Annotated in this window: 22 protein-coding genes; 6 read left to right on the top strand and 16 right to left on the bottom strand. The window is 65.1% G+C overall.

Annotation, left to right across the window (positions count from 1 at the left end):
• Positions 1-23 precede the first annotated feature (23 nt).
• From tsf to A3AS_RS0124495, 7 genes are all read right to left on the bottom strand, one after another.
• Positions 24-947 carry a translation elongation factor Ts gene (gene tsf / locus A3AS_RS0124530; RefSeq protein WP_018320204.1) on the bottom strand — a complete coding sequence of 308 codons (924 nt, stop codon included), beginning with the start codon at positions 945-947 and terminating at the stop codon, positions 24-26.
• Positions 948-1,079: 132 nt separating this feature from the next.
• A complete protein-coding gene (locus tag A3AS_RS0124525) occupies positions 1,080-2,075 on the bottom strand; it encodes a 30S ribosomal protein S2 (protein ID WP_018320203.1) in 996 nt (331 codons plus the stop codon).
• A gap of 222 nt (positions 2,076-2,297) precedes the next feature.
• Positions 2,298-4,844 (bottom strand): caspase domain-containing protein, encoded by a 2,547-nt coding sequence (locus A3AS_RS0124520; protein WP_018320202.1) that lies wholly within the window; start codon positions 4,842-4,844, stop codon positions 2,298-2,300.
• Positions 4,845-4,997: 153 nt separating this feature from the next.
• Positions 4,998-5,525, bottom strand: coding sequence for a DUF2846 domain-containing protein (locus A3AS_RS0124515; protein WP_018320201.1), 528 nt, complete (start codon positions 5,523-5,525; stop codon positions 4,998-5,000).
• Positions 5,526-5,669: 144 nt separating this feature from the next.
• Entirely contained in the window at positions 5,670-6,413 is a 744-nt protein-coding gene (locus tag A3AS_RS0124510; protein ID WP_018320200.1) for a carbonic anhydrase, read from the bottom strand.
• A gap of 128 nt (positions 6,414-6,541) precedes the next feature.
• Positions 6,542-10,045, bottom strand: a complete 3,504-nt coding sequence (gene dnaE / locus A3AS_RS0124505; RefSeq protein ID WP_018320199.1) for a DNA polymerase III subunit alpha — start codon at positions 10,043-10,045, stop codon at positions 6,542-6,544.
• Between the two features lie 488 nt (positions 10,046-10,533).
• The gene (locus A3AS_RS0124495) at positions 10,534-11,256 is read right to left on the bottom strand and encodes an outer membrane protein (RefSeq protein ID WP_018320197.1); all 723 of its coding nucleotides are present in this window, start codon (positions 11,254-11,256) and stop codon (positions 10,534-10,536) included.
• Between the two features lie 253 nt (positions 11,257-11,509).
• On the opposite strand from A3AS_RS0124495, the gene A3AS_RS0124490 reads away from it, so the two are divergent.
• A complete protein-coding gene (locus A3AS_RS0124490) occupies positions 11,510-11,830 on the top strand; it encodes a DUF3551 domain-containing protein (RefSeq protein ID WP_018320196.1) in 321 nt (106 codons plus the stop codon).
• Position 11,831: 1 nt separating this feature from the next.
• On the top strand, positions 11,832-12,098 hold the full coding sequence (locus A3AS_RS0124485) for a DUF3551 domain-containing protein (RefSeq protein ID WP_018320195.1): 267 nt from the start codon (positions 11,832-11,834) through the stop codon (positions 12,096-12,098).
• A 50-nt stretch (positions 12,099-12,148) separates the two neighbouring features.
• Here the strand turns inward: A3AS_RS0124485 and A3AS_RS0124480 are convergent, their stop codons facing one another.
• Both A3AS_RS0124480 and A3AS_RS0124475 read right to left on the bottom strand, forming a co-directional pair.
• Positions 12,149-12,787 carry an HD domain-containing protein gene (locus tag A3AS_RS0124480; protein WP_026202315.1) on the bottom strand — a complete coding sequence of 213 codons (639 nt, stop codon included), beginning with the start codon at positions 12,785-12,787 and terminating at the stop codon, positions 12,149-12,151.
• 44 nt (positions 12,788-12,831) lie between these two features.
• Positions 12,832-13,293, bottom strand: a complete 462-nt coding sequence (locus A3AS_RS0124475) for a carboxymuconolactone decarboxylase family protein (protein ID WP_018320193.1) — start codon at positions 13,291-13,293, stop codon at positions 12,832-12,834.
• A gap of 108 nt (positions 13,294-13,401) precedes the next feature.
• Between A3AS_RS0124475 and A3AS_RS0124470 the strand changes: the two genes are divergently transcribed.
• Positions 13,402-14,811: a PLP-dependent aminotransferase family protein gene (locus tag A3AS_RS0124470; protein ID WP_018320192.1), complete on the top strand. Its 1,410-nt coding sequence runs from the start codon at positions 13,402-13,404 to the stop codon at positions 14,809-14,811.
• Between the two features lie 22 nt (positions 14,812-14,833).
• Here the strand turns inward: A3AS_RS0124470 and map are convergent, their stop codons facing one another.
• The 3 genes from map to A3AS_RS0124455 form a co-directional block, all read right to left on the bottom strand.
• Positions 14,834-15,583: a type I methionyl aminopeptidase gene (map, locus tag A3AS_RS0124465; protein WP_018320191.1), complete on the bottom strand. Its 750-nt coding sequence runs from the start codon at positions 15,581-15,583 to the stop codon at positions 14,834-14,836.
• A gap of 132 nt (positions 15,584-15,715) precedes the next feature.
• Positions 15,716-16,615 (bottom strand): GNAT family N-acetyltransferase, encoded by a 900-nt coding sequence (locus tag A3AS_RS0124460; protein WP_026202314.1) that lies wholly within the window; start codon positions 16,613-16,615, stop codon positions 15,716-15,718.
• Positions 16,616-16,668: 53 nt separating this feature from the next.
• A complete protein-coding gene (locus A3AS_RS0124455; protein WP_018320189.1) occupies positions 16,669-18,045 on the bottom strand; it encodes an FAD-binding oxidoreductase in 1,377 nt (458 codons plus the stop codon).
• Between the two features lie 33 nt (positions 18,046-18,078).
• Between A3AS_RS0124455 and A3AS_RS0124450 the strand changes: the two genes are divergently transcribed.
• Together A3AS_RS0124450 and A3AS_RS0124445 are read left to right on the top strand one after the other, a co-directional pair.
• Entirely contained in the window at positions 18,079-19,062 is a 984-nt protein-coding gene (locus tag A3AS_RS0124450; protein ID WP_198293723.1) for a LysR substrate-binding domain-containing protein, read from the top strand.
• A gap of 142 nt (positions 19,063-19,204) precedes the next feature.
• The gene (locus tag A3AS_RS0124445; protein ID WP_018320187.1) at positions 19,205-20,512 is read left to right on the top strand and encodes a hypothetical protein; all 1,308 of its coding nucleotides are present in this window, start codon (positions 19,205-19,207) and stop codon (positions 20,510-20,512) included.
• Between the two features lie 48 nt (positions 20,513-20,560).
• Here the strand turns inward: A3AS_RS0124445 and A3AS_RS0124440 are convergent, their stop codons facing one another.
• A complete protein-coding gene (locus A3AS_RS0124440) occupies positions 20,561-21,340 on the bottom strand; it encodes a helix-turn-helix transcriptional regulator (RefSeq protein ID WP_018320186.1) in 780 nt (259 codons plus the stop codon).
• 110 nt (positions 21,341-21,450) lie between these two features.
• On the opposite strand from A3AS_RS0124440, the gene A3AS_RS0124435 reads away from it, so the two are divergent.
• Positions 21,451-22,530: a zinc-binding alcohol dehydrogenase family protein gene (locus A3AS_RS0124435; RefSeq protein ID WP_018320185.1), complete on the top strand. Its 1,080-nt coding sequence runs from the start codon at positions 21,451-21,453 to the stop codon at positions 22,528-22,530.
• Between the two features lie 85 nt (positions 22,531-22,615).
• On the opposite strand, the gene A3AS_RS0124430 is transcribed toward A3AS_RS0124435, so the two are convergent.
• The 3 genes from A3AS_RS0124430 to proS all read right to left on the bottom strand — a co-directional run bounded on the left by A3AS_RS0124430 (position 22,616) and on the right by proS (position 26,018).
• Positions 22,616-23,320 carry an ABC transporter ATP-binding protein gene (locus A3AS_RS0124430; RefSeq protein ID WP_018320184.1) on the bottom strand — a complete coding sequence of 235 codons (705 nt, stop codon included), beginning with the start codon at positions 23,318-23,320 and terminating at the stop codon, positions 22,616-22,618.
• Positions 23,321-23,327: 7 nt separating this feature from the next.
• Positions 23,328-24,608, bottom strand: a complete 1,281-nt coding sequence (locus A3AS_RS0124425) for a lipoprotein-releasing ABC transporter permease subunit (protein WP_018320183.1) — start codon at positions 24,606-24,608, stop codon at positions 23,328-23,330.
• Between the two features lie 90 nt (positions 24,609-24,698).
• Entirely contained in the window at positions 24,699-26,018 is a 1,320-nt protein-coding gene (gene proS, locus A3AS_RS0124420; protein ID WP_018320182.1) for a proline--tRNA ligase, read from the bottom strand.
• Positions 26,019-26,098: the final 80 nt, after the last annotated feature.

Raw genomic sequence — 26,098 nt, 5'->3', positions numbered from 1 at the left:
CGCCGGAAGGAACGTTCCGGCGCTTACTTCTTGCCGCTGGCCGCAGCGACCTCGGCCGCGAAGTCGCTTTCCTGCTTCTCGATTCCCTCACCGAGAGCATAGCGCACAAAGCCGGCGATCTTCACAGCGCCGCCGACCTTGCCTTCGGCTTCCTTCAACGCCTGCGCCACCGACTTGCCGGTGTCGTGGATGAAGGCCTGCTCGAGCAGGCAGACTTCCTTGTAGTAGGTCTTGAGGCCGGACTCGACGATCTTCTCGATCACGTTCTCGGGCTTGCCCTGCTGGCGATATTTGTCGGCGAGCACGTCCTTCTCGCGCTTGACGACCGCCGGATCGAGGCCGGACGGATCGAGCGCCAGCGGATTCGCGGCGGCAATGTGCATCGCGATCTGGCGGCCGAGCGTTGCGAGCTCATCGGCCTTGCCGGGCGATTCCAGCGCCACGATCACGCCCATCTTGCCGGCGCCCTCGACGACCGCGCCGTGGACGTAGTTCGACACCACGCCCTGGCTCACTTCGAGCGAAGCTGCGCGGCGCAGCGTCATGTTCTCGCCGATGGTGGCGATCGCGTCATTGATGGCGGCCTCGACCGTGACGTCGCCGACCTTGGCGGCCTTGATTTTCTCGACATCGGAGCCAGCGTCGAATGCGACCTGGGCGACCATTTTGACGAGGCCCTGGAACTGGCCATTGCGCGCGACGAAGTCGGTTTCGGAGTTGACCTCGACCACGACACCCTTGGTGCCCTTGGTCAGGGCGCCGATCAGGCCCTCGGCCGCGACGCGGCCCGACTTCTTGGCGGCCTTGGACAGGCCCTTCTTGCGCAGCCAATCCTGCGCCGCTTCCATGTTACCGTCGTTTTCGGTCAGCGCGGCCTTGCAGTCCATCATGCCCGCGCCGGTCGACTCGCGCAGGTCCTTGACCATCGCAGCTGTGATCGTTGCCATCGTTGAAAATCCTTTGTGCCTGCTGGTTCGCCGCGGCGTGGCATCGAAGCGCCCCGCCGCGGTCCATCTCAGGGATTCGCGTCAACTGAAATGGTGGCCGGATCTTGTCCGGCCAACCCATCGCTCTCTTGACTATTCCGCTTCCGCGGTCAGCGCCTTGGCCTTGGCCACCCAGGCGTCCGCACGGCTCGGCAGACCGACTTCTTCGCCGATCGTGTGCGCGGTGTCGTGATCGAGCTCGGCGAGCTGCCAGAAGTGGAAGATGCCGAGGTCGTTGAACTTCTTCTCGATCGCACCCGACACGCCCGGGAGCTTCTTGAGGTCGTCGGCGGTGCCGCGCGGACCTGCGAGGCCCTGGAAGCCGCTCGACGAAGCCGCCGGCAGCTCTTCAGCGAGCGGACGGGCCGAGGCGCCGACGTCGATACCCGAATCGCCCTGGGCGCGGGAGATGCCGTCGATCGCGGCACGCGCGATCAGGTCGCAATAGAGCGCGATCGCACGACCGGCGTCGTCATTGCCCGGCACCACATAAGTGATGCCCTTCGGGTCCGAATTGGTGTCGACGATCGCAGCGACCGGGATGTTGAGCCGCTGGGCTTCCTGGATCGCGATGTCTTCCTTGTTGGTGTCGATCACGAAGATCAGGTCGGGCAGACCGCCCATGTCCTTGATGCCGCCGAGCGAGCGGTCGAGCTTGTCGCGCTCGCGCTGAAGCGTCAGGCGCTCCTTCTTGGTGTAGGAGCTGGCATCGCCGCCCGAGAGCACGTCGTCGAGGTGACGCAGACGCTTGATCGAGGCCGAGATCGTCTTCCAGTTGGTCAGCGTGCCGCCGAGCCAGCGCGAATTGACGAAATACTGCGCGCAGCGCTTGGCAGCGTCCGCGACGCCGTCCTGCGCCTGGCGCTTGGTGCCGACGAACAGGATGCGGCCGCCCTTGGCGACGGTGTCGCTGACCGCCTGCAAGGCGTTGTGCAGCATCGGCACGGTCTGCGCGAGGTCGACGATGTGAATGTTGTTGCGAGCGCCGAAAATGAACGGAGCCATTTTCGGATTCCAGCGGTGAGACTGGTGACCAAAGTGCACGCCAGCTTCAAGCAGCTGACGCATGGTGAAATCGGGTAGCGCCATCGTTCTAATTCTCCGGTTGGTTCCTCCGGAAACGTGTGAGCAAAACGGAGCGTCCTCGCCCCGGTTGCCACCGGACGGCCTTGTGAGCCATGTTTCCGTGTGAGATGGCGCGCTATATAGCGCCATTTCGGCCAGAAGCAAGGAAATAAGGGCCGTTCGGAGGCGGTTTTCGCCCGCGAGAGGCCCTTTCCCTGGAGACCGGGCCGCTCCCTAGCGCCCCGACTAGCATCTGGGCTGGTTCGGCGGGCATTTCTTGGCCGCCGGCGGCGGAGGCGCGGGACGCGGCGGAGGCGCGGCCGGGCGCGGCGGGGGTGGTGGCGCAACGGCCATACGCGGCGGCGGCGGGGGTGCCGGTCGGGCCACCGGCGGCGGTGGAGCGGGCCGCGCCATGGGCGGAGGCGCCGGCCGCGCGACGGCAACCGGAGGAGCCGGGCGTGGCGGCGGAGGTGCGGCCATCCTCGGTGGCGGCGCCGACACATGCGGCGGGGGTGGTGGCGTGGGCCGCGCCACGGCCTGCGGCCGCGGCGGCGGTGCAGCCGGCCTGGCCGCCTGCGGCGGGGCCGCAGATGGCAGATGCTGCGGCCTGATCGGCTCACGTGCCGCTGAAGGCGGCGGCGCGATCGGCCTCCCGGCCGCGGCCGGAGGTGTCGCCGGCGCGCCTGCACCGGCGGGCGGCGAGCCAGCAGGCTCACGGGTCGCAGACTTGGCGCGATCCGCAGGCCCGGTGCCGGGCGGCGTCTGCGCCACCGGCGGCCTGGGGGGCTGGCCGGGCACAGCAGTCGGGTTGGTCACGGCGGGCGCAGCGGTTGCCGGCGCGGCAGCCGTTGGCGCATTGGAATGAGCAGGCAGTGTTGTGCCGGGACCGGCCGTTGTGCCGGGAGCAGCTGTGGTCGGCGCCGCCGGACGAGCCGGCGGTGTCACACCGGGTGCGGTCGCCGTCGGCGGTACGGGCCTTCCGCCCGGCAGAGGCCCTGCCCCCGCTGGCGGTGGCGGCGGGCCGCCATGGGCACCAGGAACCGGCAGCGTGTTGGCCTGGGGCAGCCTGGTCTGCGGAGCAAGTGTCGGCGCCGTCTGCGGCGCAGCCGTTGGCGCTGCGGTCGGCGCGACTGCCGTCGTCGGCGTCACCGGAGGCGCGCCGGGCCTCGCCGTCGGCTGGATCGTCGCGCTTGGGGGCATCGGCGCCTTGCCCTGCTGGATCAGCGCGGCGCGCTGCACGACCGCCTGCGGAACGGCAGGCCCGGCTGGGTTGGCACGGCCGGCAATCGCTGGCGCCAGATTGCCCGGTCCGGCCCCTGCCCCGGTAGCCGGTGCTGGTGCCGGCAGGCGGTTGATCACGGTGTTGATCACCGTCGTATTATGGATGTTCTGGTAGATGATGTTGTTCGGCGGCGGCGCGACATAGACCGGCGGCCTGACGAACACCGGGATCGGCACGAACACCGGCTGCGGCAGCACGAACAGGCCGACCACGGGCAGCGGCGGCGGCAACACGACGAAATCCGGCGGCGGCGGCGGCAGATAATAGACCGGAGGCGGCGGTGGCGGCGCGAAGCCGAAATCGGGATCGCTGAAATACAGCACCGGACGGTCGACATAGACCACCTCCTCCGGCGGCGGTGGCGGCACGTCGTAGTCGATCATCGCAAAGCTGGGCGGCGGCTCGGCCGGCGCCGTGAGGATCGCGAGGCGCCGGCGCGCGTCCGCCGCATGCGGCCCGCGCGGATAGCGGCGCAGATACGACCAATAGGCTTCCGGCGTGTCGTTCCGGTAAGTGCGTCGCCAGGTGATCGCTTCGCGGCGCGCCGCGACGATCGCCATCACGCGCTTCGCCAAGGGATCACCGGGATAGGCGGCGAGAAACTCCTCATAGGCCGGCAGCGTGTCGCGCTCGAGCGCGGCGGCATAGGCATCCCGCACGCCGAGGTCGCGGATCGGCCTGCTCCGGATCGCGGCGACCTGGTCGGGCGCGGCCTCCGGCGGCGGCGCGTCAGGCCCGCGCTCGAAGAACGAGAATGGCGCCGAGATCTTCTGCTCGTTCCAGGGTACCTGCGCGCCCTTGGAGGCCTCGTTGACGCGCAGGCGAACGCGGTCGAACACCTCAGGCAACGGCAGGCCGCCGGTCCGGATCATCTCGGCCAGCGACTGGGCGTAGATGCCGTAGGGCCCCGGCTCCTCCGGCGCGACCGTGCCGGGCGCGGCGTTGAACGCGATCAGCATGTTCGGCTCCGGCTCGACCAGCGCCAGACCGCTCGCGATCGGCTGGCCGCCCTCGATGAAGGGCTGCGCGCGGGCCGCGTCGAGCACGACGATGTTGGCCTTGAGCGGGATCGAGGCGAGCTGGCGCACATAATCACTGATCCGCAACGCCTCGGTCGGAACGTCGGTGTCGCGGGTGATGTTGGAATCGACCGGGATGAAATAGTTCTCGCCGGCAAGCTGCACGCCGTAGCCGCCGAGATAGATCATCGCGACCGTGCCCGGCCCCGAGGCCTGGGCCTTCTGGATGAAGTCGCGAAAACTCTTGCGCAGCGTGTCGCCGTCGAGATCTCGGGCACCGACGACGTCGAAGCCGGCCGCCTGCAGCGTCTGCGCGATCAGGCCGGCGTCGTTCGCAGTCGTTGCCAGCGGCGACTTGGCATAAGCGCCGTTGCCAACCACGAGCGCGATGCGCTTCTCCTGCTGCTGCGCGTTTGCTGCTCCCGGCGTGCCAGCGGCAAGGGCCACGATCGGCAGGAGAAGGCAAATGAAGACTCGGAACGTCCCACGCATGGCTTGCTTGCCCGCTACTGTAGTTGAGGTGCCACCACGCATGAGGCGCGCGGCCGGCTGAACGGCGGTTGAACGAAAAGCTCGGATTGAGGCAGTGGCGTGGCCACGCCGCTGCTGGCGTCAGCTTCAGGTCAGCTTCAAGTCAGCCTCACCTTACTCCACAGCTTGCAGCTCGGCGAGCTTCGTTCGCGCGGTCGCCTCGTCCAGCGCAATGAGTTCGGCCGGCCCGGGATTCGCCTCTCCTGCCGTCGCGATGGAAACAGCCGCAAGCCCGACCAGGCCGCCGAGGACCGCGCCGCCCGTCGCGGCGTCGTGCCTGGGGCTGCTCTTGATGAGATAGAAATGCGTCCGGCCGGCTTCCATCACGATCTCGCGCTTGGTGTCGCCCGGAAACATCAGCTCCGTCACCAGCAATTCATGGCGACCCGCGGGACGATCGGCATAGGCATATTTCCCGGCGACGATTTTGCCGAGTGCAGCACCGTCGAGCTTCACCTCGCAGGCGCAGATCGCCATGCTGAGGCCATTCCTCTTGTCCTGGAGCAGGACGACGCGCGAGTGCCCGGCGCGCGGAGGCCCGACCTTTCTTGACACAGAGGCAAAGTCGGTCCCGACCTGATCGCTGACACAGCCCACCAGCATCACACCAACGGCCAACAACAACGCGCCCCGTCGCAGCATCGCACACCCCAGTCCATTCCCCGGGATTCATGCTAGCTGGAATCAGCGACAGGTTGCAACAACGCCCGGCAACCATCGCGTGGATGGCGCGGGCCGGGCGTCGGAGCTGCTGCACACGACGCCCGATGCTCCAAACGCCGGGCTCTAGCCCTGGGCGATCAGCTCGACGGTCCCCGTGCTCAGCCGGTAGATGCCGCCGACCACCTTGAGCTTGCCCTGTTCGACCGCTGCGTTGAGAAGCGGGGCGGCCGATTTCAGCTTGGCAACGTTATCGATGACGTTCTGGCGAATAGCGTTGTCGAGCGCGTTTCCGCTCTGCTGGGCCGCCGTCTTCACCGAAGGTGCGATCGCGGCGACCAGCGTCGGGATGTGTCCCGGCAGCGGCTTGTCGTCCTTCAGCGACTTGATGGTCGCATCGACCGCGCCGCAATTGTCATGGCCGAGCACCAGGATCAGGGGCGTGCCCAGAACGGCGACGGTGTATTCCATGCTCGCAACCGTCTCGTCGCCGGCAAAGTTTCCGGCAACGCGGCACACGAACAGATCGCCGCGTCCGCTGTCGAACGCATATTCGGGCGCGATGCGCGAATCGGCGCAGCTCAAGACGGCGGCGTAGGGATTCTGACCGCCGACCAGCGCTTCGCGCTCATGCGTGAAGTCGTGGCGGCGCGACACACCCGACACATAGCGCGAATTGCCCTCCATCAGCCGCTTGAGCGCAGCATCGGGCGAAAGCACGTTCTGGGGTTTGGGCGGCGCCTTCGCCTCCTTGGCTAATGCGGTCCCGCCAAACGCCGCCACTCCGAGTGCCGAAGCGGCAAGAAGCATCATCGAGCGCCGGGAGGGGGCAACCGATTGATGCAGATTTTCAGAGCATTTGTCGCACATGGCTGTTGTTCTTCCTGGCTTCGCCGATCGAGATTCTCGGAACAACAACTAATAGCTGCGTGCGAGCGACTTCGAAACCGGGCGGGAGCCAAATAGTTAAGCTTTGGTTTGCGGCGGTGCCGACAGTATCAGAGCTGCTGCACGTCCACCACGCCCGCGACCGCCTTGATCGCGCCGGCAATCTGCGGCGAGACCTTGAAACGGCCTGGCAGCTTCATCTCCACCTCGGTCTCGAGGTCGAGCATCATCACCAGCGAGACCTCGCCGTCGCCATTCGAGCGCGGCGCGATACCGGGACTGCCGACCTTCGGCGCGGCGCCGTTCGAGGCGGCCATGTCGGGACCGGCCAAGCGCTTGGCGATCGATTCCAGCGGCTTGGTGTCGCGCAGGAAGATGCGCAGGCCCTTCTGCGTCTTGGCGGCGGCGTCATCCAGCGGCTCGGCATGCAGCACGCGGGCGCGGACGTCCTCGCCCTGCAGCTCGGCACCGAGCTGCAGCAGCACGGCAGCGCCCGGCTCCAGCACGTCGCGATATTGCGCGAGACCTTCGGAGAACAGCACGGCCTCGAAGTGGCCCGTGGGATCGGAGAGCCCCATGATGCCCATCTTGTTGCCGGTCTTGGTGCGCCGCTCCATGCGCGAGACCACGGTGGCCGCGACCTTGCCGGCGGTGGCACCGGTCTTCACCGCGCGCGAGAATTCGGCCCATGACTGCACCCGCAGCCGCTTCAGCACGGTGGCGTAATCGTCGAGCGGATGGCCCGACAGGAAGAAGCCGACGGCGTCGTATTCGCGGCGGAGCTTTTCGGCCGGCAGCCAGGGCTCGATCTGCGGCAGCATGATGGTCGGCGCATCCGCCGACATGCCGAACATGTCGTTCTGGCCGATGGTCTCGGCCTGATGCGCGCGCTGGCAGGCGGCCAGGATCGAGTCCGCGCCGGCGAAGACGCGGGCGCGGTTCGGCTCCAGCGTGTCGAACGCGCCGGCGGCGGCGAGACTTTCGATGATGCGCTTGTTGATCGCGCGCGGATTGACCCGCGCGGCGAAGTCGGCGAGCGAGGTAAACAGCCCGCGCTTGGTGCGCTCCTCGATGATCTGCTCGATCGCCTGGATGCCGACGCCCTTGAGCGCTGCGAGCGCGTAGTAAATGACCTTGTCGCCGACCTCGAAGGTCGCGCCGGAGCGGTTGATGTTCGGCGGCTCGACCTTGATGCCGAGGCGCTGCGCCTCGGAGCGGAATTCCGAGAGCTTGTCGGTGTTGTTCAGGTCGAGCGTCATCGACGCCGCGATGAACTCCACCGGATAATGCGCCTTCATGTAGGCGGTGTGATAGGACACCAGCGCATAGGCCGCCGCGTGGCTCTTGTTGAAGCCGTAGTCGGCGAACTTCGCCAGGAGCTCGAAGATGGTCTCGGCCTGCCCCTTCGGCACGCCGTTCTTCACCGCGCCCGCAACGAAGATGTCGCGCTGCTTGTCCATCTCGGCGCGGATCTTCTTGCCCATGGCGCGGCGCAGCAGGTCGGCGTCGCCGAGCGAATAGCCCGACATCACCTGCGCGATCTGCATCACCTGTTCCTGGTAGATGATGACACCGAAGGTCTCCTTCAGGATCGGCTCCAGCACGGGATGCAGATACTCCGGCTCCTCGTCGCCGTGCTTGCGCGCGCAATAGGTCGGGATGTTCGCCATCGGACCCGGGCGATACAGCGCCACCAGCGCGATGATGTCCTCGAAACGGTCGGGGCGCATGTCGACGAGCGCGCGCCGCATGCCCTGGCTTTCAACCTGGAACACGCCGACCACCTCGCCGCGCGCCAGCATCTGGTAGCTCTCGGAATCGTCGATCGGCAGCGTCGCGAGATCGACGTCGATGTTGCGCGGCTTGAGCAGCTTGCAGGCGACGTCGAGCACCGTCAGCGTCTTCAGGCCGAGGAAGTCGAATTTGACGAGGCCCGCCGGCTCGACCCATTTCATGTTGAACTGGGTCACCGGCATGTCGGATTTGGGATCGCGGTAGAGCGGCACGAGCTCGCTCAAGGGGCGATCGCCGATCACGATGCCGGCGGCATGGGTCGAGGCGTGGCGGGTGAGGCCTTCGAGGCGCTGGGCGATATCGAAGGCGCGCGCCACGATCGGATCTTCGTCGCGGAACGCCTGGAGTTTTGGCTCGCTTTCGATTGCGGCCGCGAGCGTGACGGGCGCGGCCGGATTCTGCGGCACCAGCTTGGTCAGCTTGTCGACCTGGCCATAGGGCATCTGCAGCACACGGCCGACGTCGCGCAGCACGCCGCGCGCCTGCAGCGTTCCGAAGGTGATGATCTGCGCGACCTGGTCGCGGCCGTAGCGCTCCTGGACGTACCTGATCACCTCGCCGCGGCGGTCCTGGCAGAAGTCGATGTCGAAGTCCGGCATCGAGACGCGTTCGGGATTGAGGAAGCGCTCGAACAGCAGGCCGAACTTGATCGGGTCGAGGTCGGTGATGGTCAGCGCCCACGCCACCAGCGAGCCTGCGCCGGAACCGCGGCCCGGCCCGACCGGAATGCCCTGGCCCTTCGCCCATTTGATGAAGTCGGACACGATCAGGAAGTAGCCCGCGTATTTCATGCGCATGATGACGTCGAGCTCGAACGCCAGGCGCTTGCTGTAATCCTCGTCCGTCGTGCCCTGCGACAGGCCGTGGACCCGCAGGCGATTGGCGAGCCCCTCCTCCGCCTGGCGCTTCAGCTCCGCGGCCTCGACTGCGGCGGCATCCGAGCTCGACGCGGCGCCGACGGTGAAGAACGGCAGGATCGGCTTGCGCGTCATCGGGCGGAACGAGCAGCGCTCGGCGATCTCCACCGTCGAGGCCAGCGCCTCCGGAATATCGGCGAACAGCACCGCCATCTCGGCGCGGGTCTTGAAACGATGATCCGGCGTCAGCTGCTCGCGCTCGGTCTCGGCGATCAGCCGCCCGCCGGCAATGCACAGCAGCGCGTCATGCGCTTCGTAGTCGTCGGTCGCAGCGAAATACGGCTCGTTGGTCGCGACCAGCGGCAGTCCCTTGGCGTAGGCGATGTCGATCAGGCCGCTTTCGACGCGCCGCTCCTTCTCGGTGTTGTGGCGTTGCAATTCGATGTAGAGGCGGTCGCCGAACAGGCCGGCCAGACGCTCGCAGCGCAGGGCGGCAAGCTCGGCATGACCGCCGGCAAGCGCCAGCGAGATCGGCCCGTCGGGTCCGCCCGTCAGCGCGATCAGCCCTTCGGTCTCGCCCTCGAACCAGTCGAGCTTGACGAACGGCGCGTGGCTATCCGGCGACTCGAGGAAGGCGCGCGAGTTGAGCCGCATCAGGCTGCGATAGCCGCGCTCCTGCGCGGCCAGCAGCACCACGCGTGACGGCCCCATCGCGTTGCGCGCATTCGGATCCTGGTCGCCGAAATCGATCGCCAGCTCGCAGCCGACGATCGGCTGGATGCCGGAGCCCGCCATCTTGTCGGAAAACTCCAGCGCACCGAACAGATTGTCGGTGTCGGTCAGCGCCAGCGCCGGCTGGTGGTCCTTCTTGGCAAGCTCGGCCAACTTGGCGATCTTGATCGAGCCCTTGAGCAGCGAATAGGCCGAGTGAACGTGAAGGTGGACAAATCCGGCGCTCGGCATGGTCGCGTGACGGCCTCTTGCAGATGGAATGGAGCGGTCGCCGGCTCCTCAAAGGCATCATGCACTCGCCATTTGCCTTCGCTTGCCGACTCGCCTCGCAATGGTGAGGTGTCGCAGCTTCAGAGTCCACGCCGGAGCGGCCAATTGGCCGCGTCGTCCCGCTTTTCCCCAAGGGGGCACCGGTCGGGAGAGCATCGGTTTACAAAACCGCTGCCCCTAGAGCTGCGGTATGACCTGCGCCCAGATCGCGATCATCCCGACGAACAGCGTGATCGACGCCAGTGCGGCGGCCTCTTCCACGAAAACCCTGAACATGGCTTGCTCCCTTGTTGGAACGTATGCAGAACATTGTTCTCATTTCGTTCTCAAGAGTCAAGCGTGGCGGACGACCTCCAAAGGCAATGGTTAACTCGCTGAATTCACGCAATAAAAAAGCCCCGGCCTAAGCCGGGGCTTTTCGAGGACCGCTCGTTGACGAGCGATCAGTCTCAGTAACGGCCGAGGATCGGACCGCCGAACTTGTAGTTCAGGCGGACGAGACCCATGTCGACGTCCTGCTTGACGCGCTCGACAGCGCCGCTGGCAAAGGTGATGTCGTGGTCGCCGAGGAAGATGTGGTTGTACTCGACGCCGACCGTCCAGTTCGGAGCAAAGCCATACTCCAGGCCCGCGCCAACCGTGGCACCCCAGCGGGTCTCGTCAGCCCGGTCGAGGTTTGCACCCGTAACAGTGCTGTAGACGTCGTACTTGTTGCTGACGACAGCCGCACCGCCCTTTGCGTAGAGCAGGACGTTGTTCCAGGCGTAGCCAACCTGGCCGGTGATCAGACCGAACGAGTCGACGCGCGTACGATTCCGGAATCCGGTGATGCCGCTGATGTTGTCACCCGAGAAGTCGGCCCAGTTGCCCTGGCCTTCGAGGCCGAACACGAACTGGCCGGACTGCCAGCGGTAACCGACCTGACCACCGACCGTGCCGCCGGTCGAGTTGTGCGAGCCTTCCGCACCGAAGTTAACCAGGTTCCACGACGTGTCCGCCGAACCGCCGCCGCCGTTGACGCCGATATAGAAGCCGCTCCAGTCATAGACCGCGGCGATCGCCGCCGGCGGTGCCTTGGTGTACGGCCGAGCTGCGAGGTCAGCAGCCAGCGCCGGCGCAGTCGCGCTCAGCGCGACAAGGCTCACAGCGGCAAGCAACAAATTCTTCTTCATTTGAGTCCCGTTCCAGTTTCGTCGTTAGGCCCCCTGGCCGCGGCGTGGTCATAACAGTGATCGACGGAATTGCTGTAACCTCGACGCAACAGTTCGCTCCAAAGGCCCGCGCTTCATTAATGAAGATTTATCAGCGCGTTCTGGAAACCCTTTGAAATAAGTGTTTTCTGTAGTTCCATTGTCGGCGACACGAGATAAATTGCATGCGCGCGTAACAACGTCGCGCGCACATTCGCGTGATGGAGAATTGAAGATGCGCAGACGAATTGTCCTCCCCATTGTCGCCACACTTTCGCTCGCACTCGCCACATTTGCATTCGTGTCGAGCGCATCAACACCCGCGCGCGCGTTCGGCACGCATCATCCATTCTGCCTCACCGGCGATGAATGGCCGGGCCTGAGCAATTGCAGGTTCGACACCTACGCGCAGTGTCAGGCGAGCGCATCGGGACGCGCGCTGACCTGCATCGCCAATCCGTATTTCGTCGGACAGAGCGACGACCCCTACGCCTATCAGAATCGTCCGCGCGCGCAGACGCAGGGCTATTCACCGGGCTACTTCCTGCCGCGCTGAGATGCGCTGCGCTCGCCTCGCACTGGCCGTGATCGGCCTGCTTCTCGCGGGCGGATCTGCATGCGCGCAGACCTATGATCCGAGCTATCCCGTGTGCATGCAGATCTACGGCCAGGTCGGCTATTTCGACTGCCGCTACGGCTCGCTCGAGCAGTGCCGATATCTCGCCGTCGGGCGTTCGGCGACATGCGTGATGAACCCGTATTTTCCGCTGAAGAAACCAACGCGCCCTCGCCGCTCGAGCCCGCCGCCTCGCCCCGGATCCTAACCGTTCAGTTTCCGGCGGAGATAGGGCGGCGTAGGCGTGCGGCGATCGGCTCAGCTCTGCCAGGGCGTGCTGCGGATGCGCGTGCACGCATTCGGCTTGCGGAAGCTGGGATCGTGATCCTCGATGTAGTCGAAATTGACCGTCCCGAACGTCGTCTGCGGCTTCTTCAGCGCCGAGCAGGTCTGCACCTTCAGGAACTCGTTCTTGAAGTCACCGCGCGGAAACGCCGAGATCACCTGGCCGCGCTGCTCCGGCGTGTAGTCGTCATACCCAATGCCGACGACGTCCACCAGGACACCCGCGTTGGTGAGCGCGATTTCCGGCCGCATGAATTGCGGAATGCCGGGCGTGGTGTGCAGCGCGATTGCCTCCCACACCAGATCGGCTTGCGGCTCGGCGATGCCGCGCGCCCGCAAGAACTCACGCGCAGCGTCGGCTCCGTCAACCTCAAATCGCTTTGTCTGCGTGTGGTAATGGTCGACGAGGCCGAGATCGTGAAACAACGCCGCGACATAGAGAAGTTCGGGATCGAATTTCAGCTGCTGACGCAGCCCCTTCATGGCGCCGAAGACGTAGACCCGGACGGAATGGTTGAAAAGCATGTCGTCTTCGTAGCTGCGCACCAGTTCAGCCGCCTCGCGCGCCAGCTTGCTGTCGGGGATTTTGACGCCGGAAATCACACTCATCATCTTCAAGCTCCTGCTTTGCGTTTCGGCTGATGCCGCGCGATCCGTCAGGCCGCCTTCTCGAGCGCGGCCTGCGGAGTATTTCGGAAGCTGATCGACATGCGATTGTACGCATTCATCAGGCTGATTGCGATCGTAAGATCGACAAGCTCGCGCTCGCTGAAGACCTTGCGGGCGGCTTGATAGGCCTCATCGGGCACGTTGGTCTCGGCGACGCGGGTGACAGTCTCGGCCCAGGCGAGAGCCGCGCGCTCGCGGTCGTCGAAGAGATCGCCGCCCTCGGCCCAAGCCTGCAGCAGCGCGAGCTTTTCGACCTTCACACCGCTCTTCAGCAGATCCCGCGTGTGCATGTCGAGGCAGTAGGCGCAGTTGTTGATCTGCGAGATGCGCAGGTAAGTGAGGGTCACCAGCGTCGCGGGAAGCCCGCTCTGCATCACGTAGCCATAGACGCCGCCCAGTGCCTTCGCGCCTGCCGGCGCAATGTGGTTGTAGTTGAGACGTTCACTCATCCGCTTTCTCCTTGATCATCGAGGAAGCCCCTCTTTCCTCCCTCAGATGCCCCTGTCGTGGTCTATAAAAAAGAACCAAGAACGCGAGAAAATCGTGTACCAAGGATCATGACCAGATCGCTGCGGTTGAAGCTCGACCGGTCGGCGAAGACGCCGCTGGCGGAGCAAATCCACAGGGGGATCAGGGCCGCCATCGAGCGCGGCGTGCTCGCCCCGGGCGCGCGCCTGCCCTCATGGCAGGATTTGGCGGCCCAGCTTGGCGTCGCGCGCGGCACCGTGCGCTCAGCCTATGAAAAGCTCTCATCGGCCCAACTGATCATCGCGGCCCGCGCGACAGGCACGCACGTCGCCGACCGACCGTCCATTCCCGTGCGGCGGGACAAGGCGCCGGACCCCGGCTCGTTCATGGAGATGTACCAGGAGCTCACGGCGGGGCCGGCGATCTTCCAGATGGGCGTGCCTTCGCAGGAGACCTTTCCTGCGACGCTGCTCGCGCGAATGCGCGCACGGGCAATTCGCGTCGAGATGAGCGCACCTGCGATCTACCCCGATCCGCGCGGCGAGCTGGACTTGCGCCGCGAGATCGCGGCCTATCTTGCGCTGGCGCGCGGGATCGAATGCGCACCGTCCCAGATCATCATCTCCAGCGGCTTCAGCGGCGGCCTCGGCCTGGCGCTCCGTGTCCTCGACCTCGGGGAAAGGAAGAAGGTCTGGATGGAGGATCCCGGCTTTCCCTTCACCCGGCACGGCCTCGAACTTGCGGGATTGTCGATCGTGCCAATCAAGGTTGACGCAGATGGGATCGATGTCGATGACGGCCTGCAACAAGCGCCCGACGCCGCGCTGGTTGTCGTGACACCGGGGCAGCAGGCGCCGCTCGGATCCACGCTGTCACTGGCACGTCGATCGCGCCTGCTCGACTGGGCAACCCAAAACAACGCGTGGGTGATCGAGGATGACTATCTCAGCGAACTTCAGCTCAAGGGCCGGGCCACGCCGGCGCTCGCCTCGCTCGATCGCGCCGGCCGCGTCATTCACATTGGCTCCTTCAGCAAGACCGTAACGCCTGCCCTACGGCTTGGCTTTGTCGTTGCACCAGCCGCTCTGGCGTCGCGATTTGCCGAGACTGCGGCGTGCCTCGCGCCGGCACCCGGACCAGCGGTGCAGCTCGCCACGGCAGACTTCATCCGCGAAGGCCATTATCTGCGGCATCTGCGGCGCACCAAGCGCGCCTACACCGCGCAAGGCGATGCATTGCTGAAGCAGCTTCGAACGCGCACCACGAACGTTGCGATTGCAGGACTGGCCGCGGTCCTGCGCTTGCCGGACGGAGCGCCTGATCTCGCCATCGCCAGGCAAGCTGCATCGTTCGGACTGGCGCCCACGCCGCTCTCGCTCTGGTATGCCTCGAAGGCTTCGGCGCGTCCGGGACTGTTGCTGGGCGTCGCGACGTCTCCACTCAAAAGGATCGACGCGTCCTGCGACCGGCTCCTTCAGATCATCGACCGTCTGACATGATCCCACTCCGACCTCGGCGGCCTTAACCCGCCCTCGTCACGATCAAAGGTCCGTTGCGGGTGGCGACAACCGTGTGCTCGTATTGAACGGTCGGCGCCTCGGGGCTGCTGTAGAGCGTCCATGGGTCGTCGCCATTCTCCGCCCATGCGGCACCCATGGAGAGGAACGGCTCGACGGTGAACACGAGGCCATCCTTCATGATGCGGCGTTCGGAGCGGTCGGGCCAGGTTGCGATCTCCGTCGGCTCCTCATGGAGCGACAGGCCGACGCCGTGACTGGCCAGATTCCTGACCAGGCTGTAGCCGTTCTTTCGCGCAAATGTCCCGATCGCCTGGCCGATGCCGGCAATCGGCCTGCCGGCGCCAACCTGCTGCAGGCCGGTCCACATCGCCCGCCGGCCGTCCCGGCAAAGACGTTCGATCGCGCGGTTTACGGGGGGAACGGCGAACGAGGCTCCCGTATCGGCAAAGAAGCCGTTCTTCTCGGCCGACACGTCGATGTTCACGAGGTCGCCGCGCGCGATCCGCCGTTCGCCCGGAATGCCGTGAGCGATCTCCTCGTTCACGCTGATGCAGGTCGCCCCGGGAAAATCATAGGCCAGCTCCGGCGCCGAACGCGCGCCAGCGGCCTCCAGCAACTTTCGTCCGATCTGGTCGAGCTCGGAGGTGCTCATGCCCGGCTCAATCGCCTTCCCCATCGCCTCCAGCGTATTGGCGACGATGCGACCGATCTCTTTCAGGCGCGTCAGGTCGTTGTCATCGGAGATTGTCATGTCAGGGCTCTTGTCCGGGAGGCCCGGACATAGCCCCTGCAAGGTCGGCTTGCAAACGCAGCAGGTACGCCAGAATCGTTCGCGCAGCCGCGTCAGCGTTCCGCCAACGCGGGATCGCAAGTCCTGCCAGACCTACATGAAGCCCGGATTGCGCGGAAGGTAACTAACCCAATCTCCGAACTGTCGATTGGACATCAGCAGCATCGGGAACGTCAGATGCATGCCGTAGTCGGTCGCCACCTTGAGCGCCGGCTCGCTCGAACCCGGCAGGAAGGCCGAGATGGTTGCAACATCGCTCCGCGCCGCCAACGAAAGCGCAGCCGCAAAGGCGGGGCCAACCAGATCCGGCCGGCGGACCGCGAGCGGGCCAATGTGTCCATCTGAAATATAGACATACCCGATTGACTCACGGCCGGCGTGAATGGTGAACCCGTTCGTCGTGCTGTCGCCGAGGAGATATCGATGATGCTTCGCTCTGGAGACGCCGAGAGCGCTGACATCGATCGGCACCAGGTCCTCGAACCGGGCCGTCGCGGCGGCAAGAGGTTCAAGACGCAGCGGCGGCTCGGCCAACCGTGACGCCAGGCGTTCACGAGGCACGCTGACCATGTAGATCAGACAGCGCGGGAATAGTCCGTGACGGATGTAGAGGCCCTGCGACACGTTGTTGAAGGTGAAGGTGATCAACGCTTTGACGGATGCTCCGCGCGTTACCGCGTGAGCGAATGACTTGCCGAGCAATTGATTGCCAATGGCGTCGCTCTGCCGATCAGGCGCCACGAACAGCTGCGCCAAGAACCAAAGCTCGCCACACACCCAACTCCACGCGAAGCCGACAATGTCTCCGTCATCCTCCGCAACCCATAGACCTTCGGGATCATCCGCAAGCGAGAAGGCTTGAAAATGCTGCGGGCGGGAGGACGCCATCTTGCCGAACCCCCGCCGTTCCGTGAGTTCGTTGATGCTGGCGACCACGAGTTCGTCGGCTCTCGCCAAATCGTCGCTACAAGCGGGTCGGCACACGACAGCCATTCTCGAATTCTCCCGAAGACGGCCATGAGAGCGACGAAATCCTCAACCGGCCATCAGGCCAGGGGCCGGATGTTCTGGTTCATCCGAAAGAAATTCGTCGGGTCGTATTTCGCCTTGATCCGCTGCAGGCGCCGGTAGTTCGGTCCATAGGCGGCTGCGACAGGATCGCCCGTCTCGTCATCGTCGAGATAATTGACATAGCGGCCGGAGGCGAAGAAAGGTCGCATCCTTTCGTAGGTGTCGCGCGCCCAGGACATGCAGCGGCTGGTATCGCTGGCCTGCATCCACTGCGCGAGAATCAGGAAATTATAGCCCTCCTGCCGATGCGGGAATGCCGTATCCCCGGCATCGACGCGGGCCGCCGCGCCGTGGACGTGTTCGACCAGGAACTGCCCCATGGGAGTCGGGCAGCGCGCGAAGCATTCGATCATGGTCGCAATCGCGCCATCACTGAGCTCCGCGAGGAAGTTCGATTTCCAATAGTTGAAGGCGCCTTTCGGATAGTTGGCGTCGAGCATGCGGTTGAGGTCGCAATAGGGAATCGGCCCGACTGCATCCAGGATCGGAGTCCCGAACTGTTTCAGCGGCCGCACCGCTCGTTCGGCATCCGCCAGCGGTCCGCAGTGACTGGTGACCAGGACCCCGACCTCCGTGCCGGAGCCGTCCGGCGCATGCGTCAGGGATGCAAACAGCATGTGCTCGTCCGCGAGCGACCGCGTGCTGGTCCGGAAGAATTCGAGCACCTCACGGGAGCGTTCGATGGGATGGACGATCGGACCGCCGGTCATGATCGGTCCGACCGTATGAAGATCGTATTCGAGACTGGTGGCGATCCCGAAGTTTCCGCCGCCGCCGCGGAGGGCCCAGAACAGATCGGGCTCCTCCTGCCTGCTGGCGCGCAAAACCTTGCCATCGGCGGTGACGAGTTCGACGGCTCGCAGATTATCCAGTGCCAGACCGTACTTGCCCATCAGCCAGCCCAGTCCTCCGCCGAGGGTCAGGCCGGCAATCCCGGTGGTCGAGACCACGCCGCCGGTGACCGCAAGTCCGTGAAGTTGCGTTTCGCGATTGACCTCGCCCCAGGTGGCCCCGCCCTGCGCCCAAACGGTCTTGCCAACAGGGTCGACCCGGACACCCTTCATGGGCGAGAGGTCAATCATGATCCCCCCGTCGATGGTCGCGCGTCCTGCTACATTGTGGCCGCCGCCGCGAACGGCGACTTCGAGGCCGAGCTTGGTCGCAAGAGCGACGGCGTCGACGACGTCGGCCACGCTGCGGCACCTGGCGATCAATGCCGGCCGCTTGTCGACCAGCCCGTTATGGACCTTTCGCGCTTCGTCATAGCCCTCGTCCGCCGGTTTGAGGAGTTGCCCTCCAAAGGAGGTGCCAAGATCGGCGGCAGCGCTTGCGACAGATGCGATGGACGACATGACCTGATCTCCTCAGCTTGACCCGCCATATCCTTGACCGCGCACTATCTCCGCGCAAATCCGAAGAATTCAGGTGACGATGAATTAGTTTCACCTAGACTGGACGGCATGCACAAGCTCCCGCCCCTGATCGAGCTTCGGGCTTTTGAAGCCGCCGCCCGCCATCTGAGCTTCAAGAAGGCAGCGGCAGAACTCGGCGTGACGCCAACGGCGATCAGCCACCAGATCGGATTGCTCGAGCTTTATTGCGGTCGCGCTCTGTTCCGCCGCAGACCAAGGCCGCTCTCGTTGACCGATGCCGGAGCGCGGCTTTTCCCCGCCATACGCGGCGGGCTCGAGGTGTTTGCCGCGGCCATTGCGAGCGTCAAGCAGGAAGGCGCCCAACAGCCTCTCCGGGTGACGACAACCAACGCATTCGCCAGCCGCTGGCTCGTGCCCCGCCTGCCCCTGTGGCGCAAGTTGCATCCCGACGTGCCGCTGGAGGTCATCGGCACCGACACGGTGCTCGATCTGCAGGCCGGAGACGGCGACGTCGCCATTCGCTACGCGACCAGCCGAATACGGCCGACAGACGGCATCGTCGAAGATCTCTTCACCGATACATTCTGGGCCGTCTGCAGTCCGCGCCTGCTTGCAACGGGGCGCCTGAAGCGACCGGTCGACCTCGCAAATCACGTCCTGATCCACTCTTATTGGTCGCCGGCCGATCGTGAGCCGCCCACCTGGCAGCGATGGCTCTCCGCGGCTCAGCGCAGATGGCGTGATGTGCCCCCGTTCAAGGACATGCAGCATCTGAGTTTCCGCGAGGAATTGCACGCCATCGAGGCGGTGATCGCAGGACAAGGAATCGGAGTGTTCAGTGATGTGCTGACGGCCCACGACCTCGCCGCCGGTACGCTCGTGAAGGCGTTCAAGTTGAGCTTGCCTGGCTACGGCTTCCATGTGGTCAGCAAGGCAGGCCATCCGCACGCGAGAACCATCCGCGCCTTTTCGGAATGGCTGCGGTCAAATCCTTGATCCGCGTCCCTGTGCCGTTCGAGATGTCCACTCCGTGTCCCAACGAAAAAAACGTGGACCGCCATGCCACCGCAAGTTGTGATCACGCCGATCGTCGTATAGCGTCAGTCACGGTCCCTCACCATACGTAGTCGATCGCTTCATGCTCGCCCGAATATTGCTTCTGCTGGCCTTGCTGTCGCTTCCCGGCGCATTGCGTGCCGAAGGAACCCCGGCCGAGAAACCCGGCTTTGCCTCCAGGCTGACGATCTATCTCGCCAAAGGCGCGCCCGACGCGTGCGGGCCGGGCTGCGACCGCTGGATCGCGATCGAGGGCCAGATCGATCAGGACGCAGCGTCCCGCATTCGCCGCTTCCTCGCCGGCGTCAAGGACCTGCAGCGTCCGATTTACCTCCATTCGCCCGGTGGAAACGTTGAGCAGTCCTATGCCATCGCCCGGCTGCTGCGCAGCCGCAAGGCGATCGCCCGGGTTGGCCGGACGATCGCGACGGCGTGCGCCGCGGGCACGCAGATCGACGCCGCATGCCTGAAGATCAAGAACGCGACCGGCGAGGTCGAGGCCGAACTCAGCACCTATCACGCGATGTGCAACTCGGCCTGCGGCTACCTGTTTCTCGGAGCGACCTCTCGCGAGGTTGCGCCCGATGCCGCGCTGGCGGTCCATAACTCCAGGCTGATCCTCCGGTTTCGAGGCGATCCGCCTCCGGAAGTGGTCGCCGAAGCGCGGCGGCGCCGGATCGCCGGCGCCGACCGCGACCGCGCCGCGTTCATTGCGGCGATGGGAATCAGCCGCGAGCTCGATGCGCTGATCAGCACCGTGAAGTTCGAAAGCCTGCACGTGCTGACGCGGCCCGAGCTCTACCGGTTCGGGATCGACACGCGACCGTTGGCCGAGACGATGTGGCGGCTGGAAAAGGGAGCGCGGCCGTTCATCAGGAAGATCGCCGCGGTGAAGAAGGAGAGCGACGCCTCGTTCCGGACCATGGAATGGCGCCTGTATTGCGAAAACAAGAAGCGCGTGCCGCTGATGTTCGCGGGTGAGATCGACGCATCGGCCGCCGGCAAGAAAACGATTCTCATCGCAGCGAGCGCCGACATGAGCAAGCAAGCCGGAGGGCCTCCGGTGCGGTTCGGGAAGTACGAGGTCTGGAACGGCGCCGTCGACCCCGACATGGTCAAGGCGGTACTAGCCTCGCACTCCCTGCAGGTCCGGGAAACCACGCCGGAACCAGAGGGACGGGCTGACGTCACGAGCTTCAACATCGACACGACCGGTTTGGCCTCGGCGTGGACGCAACTCGGGACGTCGTGCACCTCGGTGGCGACAGGCCCGGCAAAACCCTGGCCGGCGAATTCTCTGCAGCCGACACCCTGGACGGACAATCCATGGACAGCGGGCGGTACCCTGCCGAACGCCAGCGCAACGCCCGCGGCCACGCAGTCGCCGTAGCGCGCAGGCTTGCAAAGCAGTCTTCAAGAGCTGGAGCCTGCCCCTCCCTCAGTCCTCGACCGGCGTGTAGATCACCAGCTTCAGTGCGGGATCGTCGTTGGCCTGGAAGCTGGTGTGCTCGAACCGGAGTACACCCCTGGTCGGATGATTCATGGTCTTGAGACCCGCGGCGGTGTTGCGGATGTCGTGGGCTTCCCACCATTTGACGAATTCCGGACTGCCCTGGCGCAGCCGCGTCAGCAGCTCCGTGAAAGCGGGATCGCCGGCCCAGACGTCGTGATTGGCGCGGAACATCGCGACCATGCTTCTGGCGACGTCGGTCCAGCTCGCGCCGTAGAATTTTCGCGTCTGCTTGTTGGTCATCACCAGCAGCAGCGTGTTGCGATCCTGCTCGGGCAACTGACCGAAGGCAAAGACCTCCTCGGCCGCCGCGTTCCAGGCCAGCACATCCCAGCGGCGCCCGGTGATATAGGCCGGCTGGTGCAGGCTCTCGATCATCCGCCGAATGGGCGGCGGCACGATCTCGCGCGTGAACGCCCCCCTGGCGCCGTCGCGCGCCAGCGCCTTCAAATGCGCGTGCTCGGTCTTGCTGAGGCGCAGCGCGCGGGCCAGCGCGTCGACGGTGGTGACCGACGGGCTGACGGTTCGGCCCTGCTCGAGGCGGATGTACCAGTCGACGCCGATGCCGGCGAGCTGCGCGACCTCCTCGCGGCGTAGCCCCGCGGTGCGCCGGCGCCCGCCGATCGGAAGCCCGACGGTCTTCGGCGATAGCTTTTCGCGGCGAGACCTCAGGAAGTCGCCGAATTCAACGCGGCGCGGATCGGCCATGATGTCGCTCCCCCATGGAGGGTCTTTGGAATACTAGGATAATACCAGGCCTTCTTGGCCCATCCAAGGCGGCGCATATGGGTTTCACCGCGACTTTGAGGTGAACATCCATGAAAGCAGCCGTACTCAAATCCTTTGGATCGCCGCTGGTGATCGAGCATGTCCCGGAGCCAATCATCGGAACCGGTGAGGTTGTCGTCGACGTCGTCGCCACGCGCGTGCTGTCCTACATGAACGAGGTATTTGACGGGACGCGCAATTACGCGCTCGATCTGCCTGTTATCCCCGGTCCCGGCGGCATCGGCCGGGTCCGCGCGATCGGCCCGGATGCCACCAAGCTCAGCGTCGGCGACTGGGTGTTTTGCGATCCGACGGTGCGCTCGCGCGACGACACCGTTGCGCCCGATATCGCCCTCCAGGGGCTCACCGCCGCCGGCCCCGGCGGCATCCGCCTGCAACAGCATTTTCGCCACGGCTCCTTTGCCGAGCAGATGCGCTTGCCGACCGAGAATGTGAAGCGGCTCGGCGCGATCGCGCCGGAGGAGGCGACGCAATGGTGCGCGCTGGGCACGCTGCTGGTGCCTTACGGAGGCTTCCTCGCTGCGAACCTTAGACCAGGCGAGACCGTGCTGGTGAGCGGGGCCACCGGCAATTTCGGCAGCGCCGCCGTTTCGGTCGCGCTCGCGATGGGCGCAGCCGGCGTGGTCGCGCCCGGCCGCAACGAGAAAATTCTCGCCGACCTCGTCCGCCGCTTCGGCAGCCGCGTGCAACCGGTCAGGCTTACGGGCAATGAAGATCACGACCGCGAGGCGATGAAGCGCGCTGCATCAGGCCCGATCGATTGCGTGTTCGACATCATGCCGCCCTCGGTGAGCACGGAGGTCGTGCGCGCGGCGATCATGACGGTGCGCCCCTATGGACGCGTCGTGCTGATGGGCGGCGTCGGCATGGCCGGCGGCGCGGGCCTCGAGCTGCCCTATCCCTGGATCATGCGCAACTGCATCAGTATCCACGGCGTCTGGATGTACCCGCCCGATGCGGCGAGCCGTCTGATCGCGCTGGTGCGCGCGGGGCTGCTCAGGCTGGAGGAATATGAGACGACGGCCTTCGGTCTCGACCAGGCCAACGAGGCGGTGGCGTACGCCGCGGCCAATGGCGGGCCGTTCAAGATGACGGTGATCAGGCCTTGAGTCTCAGGGTGCGACGAAATGGCGATTTTTTTCGCAAGCCCCGCCAAGCACTTGGCTACTGTGCATGGGGTTGTTTTCGCGTTTTTTACTCGAGCTCGACCACCTGGCCGTTCGACAGCGACACCCGCCGGTCCATGCGGCCGGCGAGCTCCATGTTGTGGGTCGCGATCAGCATCGAGACCTTGGTCGCCTTCACCAGCTGCATCAGGGCCTGGAACACATGGTCCGCCGTGTGCGGATCGAGGTTGCCGGTCGGCTCGTCCGCAAACAGCACGCGTGGCGCGTTGGCCACCGCACGTGCGATCGCGACGCGCTGCTGCTCGCCGCCGGACAGCTCGGCCGGGCGATGCGTGATGCGGTCGCCGAGGCCGAGATAGCCCAATATCTCCTTGGCGCGCTTGACGCTCTCGGACTTCTTCAGGCCACGGATCATCTGCGGCATCATCACGTTCTCCAGCGCCGAGAATTCCGGCAATAGCCGGTGCGACTGGTAGACGAAGCCGATATCGGTGCGGCGCAGCTGGGTGCGCTCGATGTCGGGCAGCTGCGAAGTCGGCGCGCCCGAGACATAGACCTCGCCGGAATCGGGCGCTTCCAATAGCCCCGCGATGTGCAGCAGCGTCGATTTACCCGAGCCTGACGGCGCCACCAGCGCCACCGACTGGCCGGCCCACAGCGCGAGCTTGGCGCCATCGAGGATCGTCAGCGGCACCTCGCCCTGCAAGTACTGCCGCTTTATCTCGTGGAGATAAATGACCGGAACGTCTTCCGCCCCCTGCTGCTGCTCCATCAACCCCTCACTCGTACCGCAGCGCTTCGACGGGATCGAGGCGCGCGGCGCGCCACGACGGATACAGCGTCGCCAGGAACGACAGCGTCAGCGCCATGATGACGACGGCCGTGGTCTCGCCGACGTCGATCTCGGCGGGCAGTTTCGACAGGAAATAGAGTTCTGGCGAGAACAGCTCGGTGCTGGTCAGCCATGACAGGAATTGCCGGATGGATTCGATGTTCAGGCAGATCACGAGGCCGACGACAAAGCCGACCAGCGTGCCGACCACGCCGATCGAGGCGCCCGTGATCAGAAAGATGCGCATGATCGAGCCTTGCGAGGCGCCCATCGTGCGCAGGATCGCGATGTCGCTGCCCTTGTCCTTCACCAGCATGATCAGGCCGGAGACGATGTTGAGCGCTGCGACCAGCACGATCATGGTCAGGATCAGGAACATCACGTTGCGCTCGACCTGGAGCGCGTTGAAGAAGGTCGAATTGCGCTGCCGCCAATCCACCAGGAACACCGGCCTGCCCGCAGCCTCGGTCACGGCCTGGCGGAAGGCGACGATCTGATCGGGATTGGTGGTGAACACCTCGATCGAGGTGACGTCGTTGCTGCGGTTGAAATAGGCCTGCGCTTCCGCGAGCGGCATGAACACGAAGCCGAGATCGTACTCGGACATGCCGATCTCGAACACGGCGACGATCTTGTACGGCTTGATGCGCGGCGTCGTGCCCATGGGCGTCACCGCGCCTTTCGGCGCCACCAGCGTGATGCTGTCGCCGGCATGCAGCGACAGCTGGTCGGCGAGGCGCCGGCCGATCGCGACGCCCTGCCCGTCGTCAAAGCCCTCGAGCGAGCCCTGCTTGATGTTCTTGGCGATCGAGGTGAGGTTGTTGAGGTCGTCGGAGCGGATGCCGCGCACCAGCACGCCCGAAGCGTTCCAGGGCGAGGACGCCAGCGCCTGGCCGTCGACCACGGGCGCTGCAAGCCGGATGCCTTTGACCTGGCTGAGGCGGTCGGCGACGTCCTTCCAGTCGGTCAGCGGCGATTCCAGCGGCTGCACAAGGATGTGCCCGTTCAGCCCCAGGATCTTGTCGAGCAGCTCTTTGCGGAAGCCGTTCATCACGGCCATGACGATGATCAGCGTCGCCACACCCAGCATGATGCCGAGAAAGGAGAACCCGGCGATGACCGAGATGAATCCCTCCTTGCGGCGCGCCCGCAAATAGCGCGCCGACAGCATCCACTCGAATGGCGCAAAAGGCGCGGTTTGCACGGTTTCGGTCATGGTCTCATCCATCGCTCGATAATCCCATGATTCGGGGTCAATTGTGGCCGGATTGGCGGCCGCGATATCGGGCGATGAACAATATTCAGCCGACCAGGCTTATCAGCCCACAAGTCTTGCGACCGCGTCCGCAGGCGACATGGTCTCGCGGGAGCCGTCGGCTCGCCGCTTGATCTCGACCTTGCCGTCAGCGAGCCCCTTCGGGCCGATCATGATCTGCCAGGGGATACCGATCAGATCGGCGGCGGCGAATTTGGCGCCGGCGCGCTGGTCGGTGTCGTCATAGAGCACGTCGACGCCCTTGGCGGTGAGCTCGGCATAAAGCTTCTCGCAGGCCGCATCGACGGCGGCATCGCCCTGCTTGAGATTGAGAATCGACACGCGGAACGGCGCGACAGCCTCCGGCCATTTGATGCCGGCATCGTCATGGCAGGCCTCGATGATCGCGCCGAGCAGGCGCGAGACGCCGACGCCGTAGGAACCGCCATGGATCGGCACATCGACGCCGTCGGGTCCCGCCACCAGGGCCTTCATCGCGTCGGAATATTTGGTCCCGAAATAGAAGATCTGGCCGACCTCGATGCCGCGGGTGTTCACCCGCTTGTCCGCCGGCACTTCCTGCTCGAAGCGCGCAGCGTCGTGGACGTCCTCCGTGGCGGCGTAGACCGAGGTCCATTGCTTGATGATCGGCGTCAGGTCGCTGTCGTAGTCGACGTCCTCGCCCGGCACCGGCAGGTCCAGCACGTCGCGATTGATGAAGACGCCGGATTCGCCGGTTTCGGCCAGCACGATGAACTCGTGGCTGAGATCGCCGCCGATCGGGCCGGTCTCGGCGCGCATCGGGATCGCCTTCAGCCCCATCCGCGCAAAGGTGCGCAAATACGCCACGAACATCTTGTTGTAGGCGACGCGCGCCGCGGCTTCGTTGAGGTCGAACGAATAAGCGTCCTTCATCAGGAACTCGCGGCCGCGCATCACGCCGAAACGCGGACGCTGCTCGTCGCGGAATTTCCATTGGATATGATAGAGATTCAGCGGCAGGTTTTTGTAGGACTTCACATAGGCGCGGAAGATCTCGGTGATCATTTCCTCGTTGGTCGGCCCGTACAAGAGCTCGCGCTTGTGGCGGTCGGCGATGCGCAACATCTCCGGACCATAGGCGTCATAGCGGCCGCTCTCGCGCCAGAGATCGGCAAGCTGGAGCGTCGGCATCAACAGTTCCAGCGCGCCGGAGCGGTCCTGCTCCTCGCGCACGATCTGCTCGATCTTCTTCAGCACGCGGAAGCCGAGCGGCAGCCAGGCATAGATACCGGCGGCCTCCTGCCGGATCATGCCGGCGCGCAGCATCAGCCGATGCGAGACGATCTCCGCCTCTTTCGGATTTTCCTTCAGGATGGGCAGAAAGAACCGCGACAACCGCATGGTAATACTCTGGGAATCAGTGATGGATTGCAGTGAAACCGGATTGAGAGCGAAAACACAAGACCGGGAATGAGGAAAAG

It is taken from the genome of Bradyrhizobium sp. WSM2793, assembly GCF_000379585.1.
Taxonomy (GTDB): domain Bacteria; phylum Pseudomonadota; class Alphaproteobacteria; order Rhizobiales; family Xanthobacteraceae; genus Bradyrhizobium.
The sequence above is the reverse complement of the archived record's forward strand: the minus strand, read 5'-3'. Positions and strand labels throughout refer to the sequence as shown.

Bases quoted from the DNA above. Each gene is read 5' to 3' on its own strand.
- A3AS_RS0124510 (WP_018320200.1), bottom strand. From the start codon at position 6,413: ATGTGCGACAAATGCTCTGAAAATCTGCATCAATCGGTTGCCCCCTCC.
- A3AS_RS0124495 (WP_018320197.1), bottom strand. From the start codon at position 11,256: ATGAAGAAGAATTTGTTGCTTGCCGCTGTGAGCCTTGTCGCGCTGAGC.
- A3AS_RS0124430 (WP_018320184.1), bottom strand. From the start codon at position 23,320: ATGGAGCAGCAGCAGGGGGCGGAAGACGTTCCGGTCATTTATCTCCAC.
- A3AS_RS0124480 (WP_026202315.1), bottom strand. From the start codon at position 12,787: ATGATGAGTGTGATTTCCGGCGTCAAAATCCCCGACAGCAAGCTGGCG.
- A3AS_RS0124445 (WP_018320187.1), top strand. From the start codon at position 19,205: ATGCTCGCCCGAATATTGCTTCTGCTGGCCTTGCTGTCGCTTCCCGGC.
- A3AS_RS0124460 (WP_026202314.1), bottom strand. From the start codon at position 16,615: ATGGCTGTCGTGTGCCGACCCGCTTGTAGCGACGATTTGGCGAGAGCC.
- A3AS_RS0124485 (WP_018320195.1), top strand. From the start codon at position 11,832: ATGCGCTGCGCTCGCCTCGCACTGGCCGTGATCGGCCTGCTTCTCGCG.
- proS (WP_018320182.1), bottom strand. From the start codon at position 26,018: ATGCGGTTGTCGCGGTTCTTTCTGCCCATCCTGAAGGAAAATCCGAAA.
- A3AS_RS0124425 (WP_018320183.1), bottom strand. From the start codon at position 24,608: ATGGATGAGACCATGACCGAAACCGTGCAAACCGCGCCTTTTGCGCCA.
- A3AS_RS0124525 (WP_018320203.1), bottom strand. From the start codon at position 2,075: ATGGCGCTACCCGATTTCACCATGCGTCAGCTGCTTGAAGCTGGCGTG.
- map (WP_018320191.1), bottom strand. From the start codon at position 15,583: ATGACAATCTCCGATGACAACGACCTGACGCGCCTGAAAGAGATCGGT.
- A3AS_RS0124490 (WP_018320196.1), top strand. From the start codon at position 11,510: ATGCGCAGACGAATTGTCCTCCCCATTGTCGCCACACTTTCGCTCGCA.
- A3AS_RS0124475 (WP_018320193.1), bottom strand. From the start codon at position 13,293: ATGAGTGAACGTCTCAACTACAACCACATTGCGCCGGCAGGCGCGAAG.
- dnaE (WP_018320199.1), bottom strand. From the start codon at position 10,045: ATGCCGAGCGCCGGATTTGTCCACCTTCACGTTCACTCGGCCTATTCG.
- A3AS_RS0124435 (WP_018320185.1), top strand. From the start codon at position 21,451: ATGAAAGCAGCCGTACTCAAATCCTTTGGATCGCCGCTGGTGATCGAG.
- A3AS_RS0124520 (WP_018320202.1), bottom strand. From the start codon at position 4,844: ATGCGTGGGACGTTCCGAGTCTTCATTTGCCTTCTCCTGCCGATCGTG.
- A3AS_RS0124470 (WP_018320192.1), top strand. From the start codon at position 13,402: ATGACCAGATCGCTGCGGTTGAAGCTCGACCGGTCGGCGAAGACGCCG.
- A3AS_RS0124440 (WP_018320186.1), bottom strand. From the start codon at position 21,340: ATGGCCGATCCGCGCCGCGTTGAATTCGGCGACTTCCTGAGGTCTCGC.
- A3AS_RS0124515 (WP_018320201.1), bottom strand. From the start codon at position 5,525: ATGCTGCGACGGGGCGCGTTGTTGTTGGCCGTTGGTGTGATGCTGGTG.
- tsf (WP_018320204.1), bottom strand. From the start codon at position 947: ATGGCAACGATCACAGCTGCGATGGTCAAGGACCTGCGCGAGTCGACC.
- A3AS_RS0124455 (WP_018320189.1), bottom strand. From the start codon at position 18,045: ATGTCGTCCATCGCATCTGTCGCAAGCGCTGCCGCCGATCTTGGCACC.